Annotated in this window: 10 protein-coding genes; 4 read left to right on the forward strand and 6 right to left on the reverse strand. The window is 54.5% G+C overall.

Annotated elements, in window-relative coordinates:
- Window positions 1-104: 104 nt before the first annotated feature.
- A complete protein-coding gene (locus WKI47_RS04755; RefSeq protein ID WP_340226018.1) occupies window positions 105-809 on the reverse strand; it encodes a response regulator transcription factor in 705 nt (234 codons plus the stop codon).
- A 35-nt stretch (window positions 810-844) separates the two neighbouring features.
- On the reverse strand, window positions 845-2,320 hold the full coding sequence (locus WKI47_RS04760; protein ID WP_340226019.1) for a HAMP domain-containing sensor histidine kinase: 1,476 nt from the start codon (window positions 2,318-2,320) through the stop codon (window positions 845-847).
- Window positions 2,321-2,832: 512 nt separating this feature from the next.
- Here WKI47_RS04760 and WKI47_RS04765 point away from each other — a divergent pair.
- On the forward strand, window positions 2,833-3,621 hold the full coding sequence (locus WKI47_RS04765) for a hypothetical protein (RefSeq protein ID WP_340226020.1): 789 nt from the start codon (window positions 2,833-2,835) through the stop codon (window positions 3,619-3,621).
- Between the two features lie 343 nt (window positions 3,622-3,964).
- Here the strand turns inward: WKI47_RS04765 and WKI47_RS04770 are convergent, their stop codons facing one another.
- Window positions 3,965-5,458, reverse strand: coding sequence for an MFS transporter (locus WKI47_RS04770; protein ID WP_340226021.1), 1,494 nt, complete (start codon window positions 5,456-5,458; stop codon window positions 3,965-3,967).
- A gap of 183 nt (window positions 5,459-5,641) precedes the next feature.
- On the opposite strand from WKI47_RS04770, the gene WKI47_RS04775 reads away from it, so the two are divergent.
- Window positions 5,642-6,058, forward strand: a complete 417-nt coding sequence (locus WKI47_RS04775; protein ID WP_340226022.1) for a MarR family winged helix-turn-helix transcriptional regulator — start codon at window positions 5,642-5,644, stop codon at window positions 6,056-6,058.
- Between the two features lie 145 nt (window positions 6,059-6,203).
- Here the strand turns inward: WKI47_RS04775 and fabV are convergent, their stop codons facing one another.
- Together fabV and WKI47_RS04785 are read right to left on the reverse strand one after the other, a co-directional pair.
- On the reverse strand, window positions 6,204-7,406 hold the full coding sequence (fabV, locus tag WKI47_RS04780) for an enoyl-ACP reductase FabV (protein ID WP_340226023.1): 1,203 nt from the start codon (window positions 7,404-7,406) through the stop codon (window positions 6,204-6,206).
- Between the two features lie 213 nt (window positions 7,407-7,619).
- On the reverse strand, window positions 7,620-9,005 hold the full coding sequence (locus tag WKI47_RS04785; RefSeq protein ID WP_340226024.1) for a methyl-accepting chemotaxis protein: 1,386 nt from the start codon (window positions 9,003-9,005) through the stop codon (window positions 7,620-7,622).
- Window positions 9,006-9,294: 289 nt separating this feature from the next.
- Between WKI47_RS04785 and WKI47_RS04790 the strand changes: the two genes are divergently transcribed.
- The gene (locus WKI47_RS04790; RefSeq protein ID WP_340226025.1) at window positions 9,295-9,486 is read left to right on the forward strand and encodes a hypothetical protein; all 192 of its coding nucleotides are present in this window, start codon (window positions 9,295-9,297) and stop codon (window positions 9,484-9,486) included.
- Here the strand turns inward: WKI47_RS04790 and WKI47_RS04795 are convergent.
- On the reverse strand, window positions 9,483-11,168 hold the full coding sequence (locus tag WKI47_RS04795; protein ID WP_340226026.1) for a methyl-accepting chemotaxis protein: 1,686 nt from the start codon (window positions 11,166-11,168) through the stop codon (window positions 9,483-9,485). The two genes, WKI47_RS04790 and WKI47_RS04795, sit on opposite strands and share 4 nt — an antisense overlap.
- Before the next feature lie 348 nt (window positions 11,169-11,516).
- On the opposite strand from WKI47_RS04795, the gene WKI47_RS04800 reads away from it, so the two are divergent.
- A complete protein-coding gene (locus tag WKI47_RS04800) occupies window positions 11,517-12,710 on the forward strand; it encodes an amidohydrolase (protein ID WP_340226027.1) in 1,194 nt (397 codons plus the stop codon).
- Window positions 12,711-13,000: the final 290 nt, after the last annotated feature.

Consider the following 13,000-nt stretch of genomic DNA (forward strand, 5'->3'; position numbering starts at 1 on the left):
AAGATAGTGGTTGGCTTCGTTTGCCTATTCACATCCTACAGCGGAGGGATAAACGGACTTTTCACTGTTTCTAAACAAAAGTTAAACCATCCGTAAATATTCGCTCAAGCCTTCAAACGATAGCCCGCTCCCCAGACGGTCTGGATCACTTTGGGATCGCCCGGGTTTTCTTCGATCTTGTCGCGCAGCCGATTGATATGTACCGCCACCGTCGCGCTGTCGCCGATGGCGTCGTAGCCCCAGATCCGCTCATACAGCGTTTCTTTGCTCAGCACCATATCGACATGCTCGACCAGAAACAGCAGCAGCTCATACTCTTTGTTTTTCAGCGTCAGCTCTTCACCCCGTACATACACCCGCCGCGACTGGGGCCGGATCGTGATCTGCCCGACCTTCAGCTCGCCGCCGTCTGTAGGTGCTCCGCCTCGGCCCCGCAGCCGCTCGTATTGAGCCAGATTGGCTTTCACGCGCGCGACCAACTCACCGGGGGAAAAAGGTTTTACGATATAATCGTCCGCGCCCAGTCCAAGTCCTCGAATCTTGTCGATGTCTTCCTGCCTTGCCGTTACCATCAGAATGGGCACGTCCACCGTTTCCCGCAGCTTCCGGCATACGGCGAACCCGTCCGCGCCCGGCAGCATGACGTCGAGCAGGATCAGATTGAACTCGCCGCTGCCGCCCCGTTCTATCCCTGCCGGACCGTTATCCACAATCTCCACCTGAAAACCGTCGATCTCCAGATAATCCCGTTCAATCTCCGCAATAGCGCTATCGTCCTCGACGATCAGAATCTTTTTTCCGTTAGACACGTCGCATTCCTCCTTTTATTCTCTCGGACAAGGGACTACTCGCGAATCGGCAGTTCGATCATCATCCGCAGTCCGCCGTTGGTCGCATGCTCCGCATGAATACTGCCGTCCATAAAGGTAATCGCTTTTTCCGAGATTGCCAGCCCCAGACCGCTGCCGCGATTCGGACTGTTGCGTGAAGCATCGCTTCGGTAAAAAACGTCAAACAGCTTCGGCAGCGCCTCGTCCGTCACCCCCGGCCCGTCGTCCTCGATGGCAATCCGCAAGGTATCGTTATGCCTGGTCGCTTCTACCGATACGGTGACTTCCGGCTGTTCTTTGTACTTCAAGCTGTTTTCCACGATGTTCGCCAACACCCGCCGGAACTGAACCGGATCGGCATGCAGCGTCAGTCCTTGTTCCAATTTGCCGATATGGATCTTCAATCCTTCATGCCCATGCTCTTCGGCAGCCGCCCGGAAAAAGCTCTCCAGTTCTTCGCGCACGTCCAGCTCCTCGGGGTAATTCGGGTAATCGCCCAGATCCATTTTCGAAAAAAGGAACAGGCGCGAGACCATATGGTCGATGTCTTCCGCTTTGGTCTTGATCATGCTGACGTAACGGTGCCGGGATTCCGGGGTCGCCGCTACGCCGTCCAGCAATCCTTCCGCATACGCTTTGATCGAAGTCAGCGGAGAGCGCAGATCGTGCGAGATGCCGGCCAGCAGTTCTTTGCGGTTCATTTCCTGCTTCTGCACCGCCCAGACCGACTCCTTCAAGCGCCCCGCCATTTCGTTGAACGCTTCGCAGACCGGTCTGAATTCGTCTTTGCGTTTGTACTGAATGCGGTAGTCGAGATTGCCGTCGCGGATCTGATTGACCCCGTCGGACAGTATTTGCAGCGGTTCGCGGATCTTTTGGAAAACGAAGCGGGTCAGGAATTGGCTGGTGAAAAAGAATACGGCCAGCATGCCCAGCATGATCCCGACCGGAATCCAGCCGTCTCCTCCGCCGTGCACGCTTTCTTCCTCGTCGACGATCCGTGTGCTGTACAGCTCGATCCGGTACGTGTTACCCGAGCCTTCCGCATCCGTCACGTACAGCTCGCGGCCGTCCCGACCGACAAGACCGGTGCCGCCGAGCGAAGCGAGCGCCTGTTCCAGCGTCGTCGCGTCGAAAGGCTCGTCGCCCAACGAATAACGCAGCGTGCCGCTACCCAGTTCCGTTTTCGCGTCCGTTGACGTATCCGTTTCATACACGCGCAGCGACATGTCGTTGTTCACCAGCAGCTCATCGACACGATTCATCATAAACTCAAGTCTGCCTGCGTCGATATCCGGGTTCTCCAAAAAAGCATGAGCGGCCTCCATCACGGAATCGCGCGCGTCGTAGTAATCCTTATCGCTGCTGAACTCGAAATCGAACTCCCTCCACAGCAGCAACGCCAGCAAAATAGATAACATGATCGCCAGTACGATCGGAATGACAATCATCAGGATGTTGGATATGAAAAGTCTTCGTTTTATCGTCATGGGCAATCTCCCGCTTCCGGTTAGGGTTGGCGCGGACGGGTTGGGCGAAGTCAGGAACAGGTCTCGCGAAATCCCGGTCCCGACCCTAAAGTCGCCTCGGTCCGCCGCGCGCGTCGTCGTCCTCTGAATGATAGCATGCCGGGATAACGAAGGGCTAAACGGGATTTTAACAAAAGATAAACTGACGGAGTGCCTAGGGCGTGTCTTCAAACCTGCCAATGTGCATCTTTTGCCGCCTTTTCGCCCTCTCCTACGTCACTTTCCCTTGACGTGCCCCGGCACGCCTTCGGAAAAGTTCCTTGTTGAGAACGAAAATTCGGCAAAATCTGCTTCCATCGAGGTTTGAAGACACGCCCTAGTCGGGAAAAAGGAGCGATCGGGTAACAGATTTTCTATCGGGAAGCAGCGTATGGTATACTTTTATTCATAATAAGCGATCGAGCGACGAAGAACGTCCTCCCGGCTATTCGGCCGAGAGGGCGTTTTTTGGCGTTCGGGCAGATTTGAGGAGGATGAGCGAGTTGGCGGACAGCGTGAAAAGGTTGAAAAATAAAACGGCGCAGCCGGAAAAAGAAACAGAACATGCGGAGAAACGGTCAACACGATCCGAGTTCGAACGACGTTCCGGCTTCGAATCGGCGCATGCCGTATTTGTCCGGCAGCACTTGGATCTTCGCTCCGGCGAGCGGCGTGGCCGACTGGAGCGGGGACATCAGTATGCGGAGAAGCTGTTTTTGGAAAAGGTATGGTGGCCGCTGTTCGGCAACTTCGAGCATCTGCATCCCGAATACGAAATCTACGATTGGAACCGCCGTTCACAATTTCTTGATTTTGCTTTGATTACGGCGCGCGGCGATCAAATCGGGATTGAATGCGACGGCTTCCAAAGCCATATCAAAGACATGGACCGCGAAAAGTTTAGCTATGCGCTCAACCGCGATAATTTTCTAACGGGAATGGGTTGGAAAATGCTGCACTTCGCTTTCGACGATATTCGGCACCGCCCGGAAGTATGCCGAATGTTGCTGCAAATGAGCGTGATGCCGATGATGGCGGGAACTTGTGCGCAACCCCTACTCACCCCGATGCAGAAAGACGTGCTGAAGCTGGCTTGGCGGTTGAGCAGAGCGATTCGGCCGAAAGACGTGATGGAGGTGTACGATCTCAGTTTCCGACCGGCAAGAAATGTATTGAAACAACTTGTCGAATCAGGATTAATGACTCCTCGCGCAAACGGCAAACAAATTCGCGGTTACGAGTTGGATACAAACGCGAAGTTTCCTTCCTATTTACTGAAATAAGCGTCAAAAGCAAAAAACTTCCCGATTCTTCTTCTTATTAAAGAGGAGAGTCGGAAAGTTTTTTGCTTTTAGCGAAGAAAACGGCTTATGGCATACCGCTTGTTCTTTTACTGTCTCTACATTGACTAAAAAGCAGCGTGAAGCCCGTGAAAATTCGATTTCTCACGCTACGTTGCTTTTTTGTACATGTAGAAATCATTCTTACCTCTAAACGCTAATCGAACAAGTTCCAGATTGATGAAAAGGCAATGTAACTATTCAAAAGGTTGAATTTCGGATTCTACGTTGCTTCTTCGTCAATGTAAGTCGCCTTTAACTATGAATCTTAGCATCAGAAGTGTTTTCAAGCTTTCGCTACTGCTCCTTTTCCCTGACTCCGCTCTTCCCCGTCTTCGTCTCTCCGCCGTTTGCGCGTCAGCAACCGCCATCCGGTCAGCAATGCGCCGACCACGCAAATCGATGCGGAAACGGTAAAGACGATATGCATACCCGTAAGGAAAATGTCCGGGCGATCCGGAATAAGGCCGGTTACGCGGTATCCCGCCTGATTGCTCATGACGCCGAACAGCGTAGTCGTCGCGACCGCGATCCCGACCACCATGCCGAGGTTACGGATCAGCGAATTGACGCTGCCCGCTACGCCGAGGCGCGGACGCGGAACGGTCGACATCACAAGCGAGTTGTTCGGCGACTGGAACATACCGCCGCCCAGACCGAGCAGCGCGATAAAGCCGCCGACCGCGACCAGCGTGCTGCCTTCATGGAGCGAAGCCAAACCCGCCTGCGCGCCGACCATCAGCAGCAGGCCGATAAACGTCAGCCATTCCGAGCCGAACCGATCCGACATCGCGCCGCTGAGCGGAGCCACGACGACCATGATCAGCGGATAAATCATCATCATCCAGCCTGCATTTCTTGGCGATAAGCCGACGATCGATTGCAGGTAGAACGGCGCGATGATGTTATAACAGAACATGCTCACGAACACGAGGAAGCCGCATAGAATGCTCAAGGTGAACAACGGATTACGGAACAAGCTCAAATCCAGCATCGGCTCCCTCATTCGCGATTCCACGCGCAAGAATACCAGGAACGCGGCAACCGCGAACACCAACAATCCGATAATGCGCCAGTCGCCATAGCCGATCTCCTGACCGAGCAGAATAGCCGCGATCAGCGAGACGATGAATCCGGCAAACAACAGACTTCCGCCGCCGTCGATACTTTTTTTCGAAGTACGGATATCGCCGGGCAGCAGCTTCGCTCCGAGCAAAATCGCGATCGCGCCGATCGGCACGTTGATCCAGAAGATCGACTCCCATCCGAGCGAACTGACCATGATCCCGCCGATTCCCGGTCCCGCGATACTGCCCAGCGAGACGAACGTACCGACCAATCCGAGCGCCTTGCCGCGTTCGTTGGCCGGGAAGATGTCGGTGACGATGCCCTGGCTGTTCGCCATCGTCATAGACGCGCCGATCGCCTGAATGATGCGCGCCGCGATCAACGTCGCCAACGATCCGCTAAGGCCGCACAGCAGCGAGCCGGCGACGAAAACGATCGTGCCGATACGGAAAATGCGAATCTTGCCGAAAATATCGCCCAGCCGACCGAACAGCAAAATAAACGAACAGATCGCCATCAAGTAGATGCTGGACACCCACTGCGCATGTCCGAGCTGCAAGCCGAGGTCGGCGGTGATGGTAGGCAGCGCCACATTGACGATACTTCCGTCGAGCGTCGCCATGAACGTAAATAAATTCAAAATAATCAGGATACGCCAGCGGCGCTGCTGCACCTGCGGATCGTCCTGATACGAAGAAATGGCCGGGTTCACGTTTACACCTCCGCTTATTGGTTGCGCACGCAACGAGTTGACTCGTACAGTGTACGCCAAAAAGGTTGCGAACGCAACCAATATTCGTTACACTTTTTGATATAGCGTTTATCAAACGTACGGTATCCAAGCGGACAGCCTGCTGCTGATCCGCTGCGTTTCAAGAAAGGAGTCTACCCCGGCATGTCCGAACAACATCCGATCGGCCGATGGATTTCGATCCTTTACCGGCAAAATCAGAAACAGCTGTCGCAAGTCCTCAAGCCTTACGGGCTGGGCGGCGGCGGCCAACATGCGTTTCTCAAAAATGTACTGCTTCATCCCGGCATTCGTCAGGATCAGCTCACGCTTGACCTCAAGTTCGATAAAGCCACGACCGCACGCGCAGTGCAGCATCTGGAGCAGGAAGGATATATCGAGCGAGTCGCCGATGAACAGGATCGCCGAGCTTATCTGCTTTATCCCACGCAAAAAGGACTCGATTTCCTCCCTACCCTGCTGCGATTGATGGAAGAACATAACGCTGCCATCACCCGCAACCTGAGTATGGAAGAAGAAGCCCTGCTGGCTGGATTGTTGAAAAAAGTGTACGAGTCCTGATCGGATGCTTCATTTATGAAAGGCTATTGTTGCGCGTAACCCGTTCACTAACTGAAGCCGACCCAACGCAAAAACGGACAGCCGCTTTCACGCGGACTGTCCGTTATTCTTTTCCCGACTATCGATCCGGTTCAGACCGACTGTTTTATTGTTGACGTTCACTACCTGCGGGCATGTCCACCACCGGGTTTGTATCGACTTCGTAATCAATACCTTCCGTTTCAAAGCCGAATAGCTGGAAGAACTCTTTGCGATAGCCCGACAGGTCGCTCAGCTCTTCGATGTTTTCCGATGAAATGCGTGCCCAGATCTGTTCGACTTCCGCCTGCACATCGCTGCGCATTTCCCAATCGTCGATACGGATACGGCCTGCATCGTCCACGGGAACGTCCCCTGCTGCGTAAAGGCGCTCCGCGAACAATCGATACGTCTGCTCGATGCAGCCTTCGTGGAGTCCTTTTTCCTTCATAATCTTATAAAGAACCGATACATACAGCGGAACGACCGGAATGGCCGAGCTGGATTGCGTGACCAATGCCTTGCTGACCGATACGAAAGCACGTCCGCCGTTTGCTGCCAGTTGACCGCCGATCCGGTGCGCCGTCGCCTCCAGATCGTCTTTCGCCCGTCCGATCGAGCCTTCGCGGTAAATCGGCTGCGTCAGATCGGGGCCGATGTACGAGTATGCGATCGTGGTGGCGCCGTCCGCCAATACGCCGCCGTCACGCAGCGCTTCGATCCACAGCTGCCAATCGTCGCCGCCCATCACTTCCACGGTCGCCGCAACTTCCTCGTCCGTTGCCGGATCGAGCGTCACTTCACTCACTTCGCCGGTGTGGAAATCGACGGTTTTGTTCGTGTAGGACGCACCGATCGGCTTGAGCACGGAATTGACCGTTTCGCCCGTTTTCGGATTCGTACGGCGCGCAGAAGCGACGCTGTACACGACCAAATCAACTTGTCCCAGCTCCGATTTGATCGTTTCTACCGTTTTGGCTTTGGTTTCGTCCGAAAAAGCATCGCCCGTTACGCTGAACGAACGGAGTCCGGCTTCGGCCGCTTTTTGTTCGAATGCGGCCGAATTGTACCAACCTGCGGACGCGGTGCGCGTCTCACTGCTTTTACTCGGGCGGTATACGCCAACGGTTGCGGCTCCCGAGCCGAAAGCCGCCGCGATCCGTGCAGCCAAGCCGTAGCCTGTCGAAGCTCCGATCACAAGCACGTTTCGGGGTCCTTCGAGACGCGGCTTGGCCGCGATATAGTCGATCTGCTGCTGAACCTGCGCGGCGCAACCGTCCGGATGGGCTGTCGTGCAAATGAATCCGCGCGTTCTTGGTTTGATAATCATGATTGTGTACCTCGCTTTTTCGATTCTTGGGCGCGATCGACGGATCGATGCAACGCCTATCCGTAGTATTGTAACAATTATTTCACAATTAGGCACATCTCGCAGATCAAACGCACGCCAACACGGGCTTGGATGAACAGCCAAAACCCAACAAAAAAGCGAAGTCCCTAAGGACCTCGCTAATTTCCTGGCTTTGACGGCTTTCCGATGTCTTCAGACAAGGCTCGGTTTGCGAACCGGCTTTTTCTCGGTTTCGCGCTGCGCGGCCGATTGGGCCGTTTCGACGAATGCTCCGTCTCGCGGATCATCGAACCGGAACAGAGCGGCAAGTTCGTCCAGACGCTTCGAGCTTTCGCCTGTACGGCGCGCTTGAACGGCGACTTCGCCGGACATGGCCAGCACATGGGAAGCCTGTTCGAAAATCGTTTCCGTGCCGTTGGCCGCTTCGCCGTTGGCTGCCGCGATTTCGCTGATCGCTTTGGACAGATTTTGTATCGAGGCACTAAGCTGCTCGCTCGTCGCGCTGAAGTCGGAAACCATGTTTTCGATGTAGAGCGCGTCCTGCAAATAAGAGTCGGCGTTGCTTTGCATCATTTGGTAATCGTTCGCGATCTCTTTCGTCATCAATTCCAGCAGGCGGCCGGTCTGGTGCTGAAGGTTGTCGACCGAACCGACCACTTTTTCGGTGACGGTATGGATCTGTCCGACCGATTGCTTCGAAGCATCGGCCAGCTTGCGGATTTCGTCGGCGACGACCGCAAAGCCTTTGCCCGCTTCTCCGGCTCTTGCCGCTTCGATCGAAGCATTGAGCGCGAGCAGATTGGTCTGTTGCGCGATCTGGAGGATCGAATCGGCCAGCTCGCGGATCATGTTCACGGAATGCGATTCTTCCAATGCGCGTTCCAATTGCGTTTTGACGTCCGTGTAGACTTTGGTGGTCACTTCAACCGACTCCGTTAGATTCTCTTGAGCTTCCATCGCGCGCATGCTGACTTGCCCTGCCTGCTCGGCGCCTTCTTCGGCACGCTTGGCGATCGAGCCGACCGCGCGTTCGAACTCCTGCGTCGACGCGTCGATCTCTTCCGCGGAAGCTGCCGTTTGCTGCATCCCTGCCGACATCTGTTCGGTCGTCGAGGACACGCCTGCCAGCGACTGTTCCATCCCGATAAACTTACTTTGGGCGATCGCGGTAGCGTCTTTCAATTCGGTTGCTTCGCGGGACACGCTGCCGAGCAGCATCCGCGCCGCTTTGTGCATCCGATCTACCGCACGGTTGAGCGTTCCTGTTTCGTCATTGCGCTTCAAATACTTTTCGGGCAATTTTTGCGTATAGTCGCCGTCCGCCATTTTATCCAACTGGGCCGTAGCCGCTTGAATAGGACGAACGATCCCTTTTACAATAAAGAATAACAAAACGAAAGACACAACGAATCCGAACACCGACACGACCAACGGTCCGATTCGCCATACATTGGCCTGCTGAACGAAATCGCTCATCAATACGAAATTCAAAACGGTAGGAAGCAGCATACCGAGCACGGCAGCAGCCAGAATCCGGGTGAATAAACTTCCGACCAGCATTTTAAATCGGTTTTTCATTAATTCGCACCTCTTTTATCGTGATTGAGAGTAAAAAGGAACTTTAGACCTGCATAGCAGTTAAAAACAAGCCGTCTTTCTCTCTATTCCGACAGCTCTATGTTCGAAAAAGGTCTTTAGATCTAGTTCTTACTATCTACTAGCTATTATAGCCCAGTTAGTAAGTATTTAAACACCTCTTCACAAATTTTTTAAAATTTTATTTAGAGCAATTTAATTTACAATTCCAAATTTAGCACTCTACCGGGAAAGGGATATCCGCTGGCTGCAAAGCGCCGACGCTCTCCAAATGACCGCCGTATCCGCAATCGGCATGCTGTATGAAGATCAAATTTCAGCCTTACTTACTAGTCCGAACGGCCACGCGGAGCGCGCCGAACTGCTGCGCCTGCTCAACCCCCTGCACGCTTCCGCCGTGTTGCGAAAAGAAAAAGCGGCGATCAGCCAAGCCATCGCCGCTTTTGCGTTGCTTTTGACCTAAACCTTAAACCGCCCCACAAGCAAGCGTAATTCGTCCGCCAACCGATTCAACGACGACGCTCCGTGCAGCATCTCTTCCCCTGCCGCCAACTGCTCCTCCGTCGCGGCCGCGATCTCCTGCGTGCCGCCGGAAATCTCTTGCGTGCCCGAGCTGACGTCCTCCATCGAACGCGAGACATCGGCGAAGCCGTCATGCACCTGCGCGGTCGAAGCCGCCATCGCTTCCGTCCGATCCGACACTTCGCCGATCGCGTGCAAAATGCCGCCGAACTGCTGCGCGCCATGATGGGTCACGCCCGCGCCTTCCTCGACGCGAGTCTTGACATCGTGCATTTTTTCCATCGCCGCCTGCGTCTCGCCCTTAATGCTGGCGACCAACTCCCGGATCTCGCGCGTCGAATCGGCCGATTGCTCGGCAAGCTTTTTCACCTCGCCGGCTACGATTGTAAAACCGCGTCCAGCCTCGCCTGCGCGAGCCGCTTCAATAGAAGCATTCAGCGAAAGCAAATTCGTCTGCGCCGAAATCTCGTTGATCAGCGAAGTGATCGCGTCGATCTGTTCCGCGTGAACGGCAAGCTTCGCGATCCGCTCGTCCGCTTCGACCACGGCCGTTTTGATATCGCTCATCTGCTCGTCGATCTGTACGATCGCTTGCTCGCCTTCGGCTGCCTGGCGGCTCATATCCCGTGAAAAGGCCGCGACTTCTGCCGTCGAAGCGGCAATCTGCGTAATTTTTTCCAGGGTTTCTTTTGCCGACTCCGTGCTTTGTCCAACCGTCTGCGTCTGCTCCCCTGCGCGCTCCGCGATTTGCTGCATGGCAGCCGCTACCTGATGCGAAGTCGATTTGGACTGCTCCGCACTGGCGGAAAACTGCTCGGACGCCGAAGCCAGATGTTCCGACGCTTCGCCGACTCTGGCCATCATATCCCGCAGCGAGCCGACAAAACGATTGAAACTGCCTGCCAGGCGACCGAATTCGTCTTTTTTATCCCACTCGATCCGGCTAGTCAGATCGGCATCGCCTTCCGCGATCTCGCTCATTCTGCGTTCGAGCAGCGTCAGCGGCCGCATGATGGAACGCAGCAGCCATAAGCCCAAAGCAAGCCCGGCAACCACGGCTGTAAGCACGACGCCGAGCAAAATGCTTTGATTCAGTTTCGCCTGGCTTTCGTTCTCGGTTTTCATGGCGGTCACTTCCTGATCGAGCCGATCGACGAATTCGTTGACGGCCGGATCGACCTGTTCTTTGCGCAGCGTGCGCTCTTCGCCGAAATGCAGATCCTCTGCCTGCTGCAGCTGCCCGCCCCCGACAAGCTGAAGAACCTGACCGTTCAGTTCGATCATTTCATCCAACTCGGTTCCGATTTTTTGCAGCGAATCCAGATCGTCTCCTTGCAACAGGAGCGCTTCCGATTCCAAAAGACCGCGAATCTCCGTCGTCTTTTTTCCCATACCGTCGGCAAACTCGGTATCGCCGGTCAGCAAATAGCCGCGCTCGTCGTTAGCCAGCCCGGTCAATCGGTATTGCAGCTGTTTCAGGAATTTTTGCGTTTCCAGTTTGTGCTCCAAAAGCGACGCGTTGCGCAAGCTGCTGTTGATCGCGACCAACGACAGTACGCCGCTGCCGATCAACACGACAATCAGCATTAAAATAACGGCAAATAGTTTGGTTCTGACTCTCATGGTTTTTTGCTCCCCGAATAAATTTGGATGATCTTCTGTTACGAATCGAATTCGGCAACTCGCCTACCTTTTCGGTTTCTATGTTTTATTATCGGTCTTTCGTCCCGGTTTTTTAAAGGATATTGTCGAAAAAAGTCACATGATCATTTTTTCTTTTCTATCTAAATCATAGTTTTTAACTCGGAAAAATAAAATTTAACACCTTCAAACATCCGGTATGCTTCGTTTTCGCGCTTTTCGGACTCTTTTCTGCATTTGACGCTTGATTGGGAAAGTGATATTTTGAAAACCATATGTAGAAGCTTGCCAGCCCATCATTTCATTACATACCGCGGGAGGACCGATCACATGACCACACAGACCAAAGACCAATGGATCGAACGCCTTGAAGGCGAATACGAACAAATCGTGGAATGGCGCCGCCATATGCACGCCAACCCGGAATTGTCGTTTCAGGAAACGAACACGGCCCGCTTTATCGCGGAAACGTTGACCGGATTCGGTTACGACGTACGTACGGGCGTAGGCGGCAACGGCATTCTCGCCGATCTCAAAGGCGCGCATCCCGGCCCCGCGATCGCGTTCCGCGCCGATTTCGACGCGCTGCCGATCGACGAAGAAAACGACGTTCCTTATAAATCGAACAATCCCGGCGTGATGCACGCTTGCGGACACGACGGCCATACGTCCACGCTGCTCGGCGTCGCTAAAGTTCTGGCCGATCGCCAAAGCGATCTCAAAGGCAACCTGCGCTTTATTTTCCAACATGCCGAAGAAAAGCTGCCAGGCGGCGCGATCGCCATGATCGAAGCCGGAGCGCTCGAAGGCATCGATGAAGTGTACGGCGCGCATCTGGCGAGCTATATGCCGCTGGGCAAGCTGTCCGTCTCGTCCGGCCCGTCGATGGCGGCGGTCGATTCGTTCTCCATCGTCGTGCAAGGCAAAGGCGGACACGGCGCGAAGCCGCATCAGACCGTCGACGCGATCGTCGTCGGCAGCCAGCTCGTCACTTCGCTTCAGCATATCGTGGCGCGCCATATCAACCCGCTGCATTCGGCCGTCGTGACCGTAGGCGTATTCCAGGCGGGCGCGGCATTCAACGTCATCGCCGATAAAGCCAAAATCGAAGGCACCGTGCGCAGCTTCGATCCGGACGTACGCAAACAGCTCGAACGCGATATCCGCGACATGATCCACGGCATCACGCTGGCCGAACACGCGACGTATGAGCTGGACTACGTAAACGGCTATCCGGCACTCGTCAATCCGCCGCAACAAGCCGAAGAAGTCCGCGACATCTTCACTCGCCAGTTCGGCGAAGAAGCACTGTTCGGCGTCGACGCTTCGATGGGCGCGGAAGACTTCGCCTATTACCTCCAGCATCGCCCGGGCAACTTCTTCAACGTCGGCTCGCAAAACGAAAGCGAAGACACCGCGTTCCCGCACCACCACCCGCGTTTCGATATCGACGAACGCGCCCTGCTGGTCGCCGCCAAAGCTTTCCTGGCGATCGCGGCGGACAAACTGCTGACTGAAGCCTGATCATTCTTTATTCTTTGTCTTATCTATTACTTACCGATCAGAAAATCGACGATATCGAATCGTCGGTTCGATGTATCGAGAAACTTCGACGTCGCTGGAAGCGAGAAGGCGGAGAGAAAAATTCAGTGGAGGAATGAAATGTTCGCCTTTGAAATCGAGAAAATTCCGCTAAAATTTAATCCTTTTTCTCGATTTCAACACGCGACCTAAAGCATTTCGAAGAAATGCACTTCGGAAGCATATGCTGGCAATTTTTCTCGGAGCCTTCTCGCTTCCCACGCCCACGTAAC

The sequence above is a fragment of the Saccharibacillus sacchari genome (assembly GCF_037722395.1).
Taxonomy (GTDB): domain Bacteria; phylum Bacillota; class Bacilli; order Paenibacillales; family Paenibacillaceae; genus Saccharibacillus; species Saccharibacillus sacchari_A.